The following is a 396-nucleotide window of genomic DNA, read 5'->3' as shown; positions in this document are numbered from 1 at the left end:
AATTACATTATAATGCCGCTTATTTGGGACAATTATTTAATAAAGAAGTCGGCCAAACATTTAATGGCTATATTTTAGATCAACGATTGAAAGAAGCGGAAAAATTATTACAGACGAGTGGATTAAGTATCGATGAGATTAGTAATACGATTGGATTTCAAACGCCAGCATACTTTATTCGCGTATTTAAGAAAAATTATCGCATTACGCCCTTAAAATATCGTAAATTGAATAGATAGAGAAAAAAGCTAGCAATGAGAGTAACTGCTAGCTTTTTTAGTTATCGAACAAAACATATAATATGTATTATTTTGTCTATATTTCCTCTGTATTTTTTAGAAGGAAACCCTCGTACAATAATGATTGTAAGCGGAAACATATTTTGCGAGAAAGGGG

1 protein-coding gene is annotated in these 396 nt (G+C 31.1%); it reads left to right on the top strand.

Annotated elements, in window-relative coordinates:
• The coding region (locus RU93_RS11885; protein ID WP_143139466.1) for a helix-turn-helix transcriptional regulator at positions 1–239 on the top strand (239 nt) is incomplete at its 5' end.
• Positions 240–396: the final 157 nt, after the last annotated feature.

The organism is Enterococcus aquimarinus, assembly GCF_001885765.1.
In the GTDB taxonomy this organism is placed as follows: domain Bacteria; phylum Bacillota; class Bacilli; order Lactobacillales; family Enterococcaceae; genus Enterococcus_I; species Enterococcus_I aquimarinus.
Note: the sequence above shows the minus strand (reverse complement) of the source record. Positions and strands in the feature narration are given on the sequence as shown.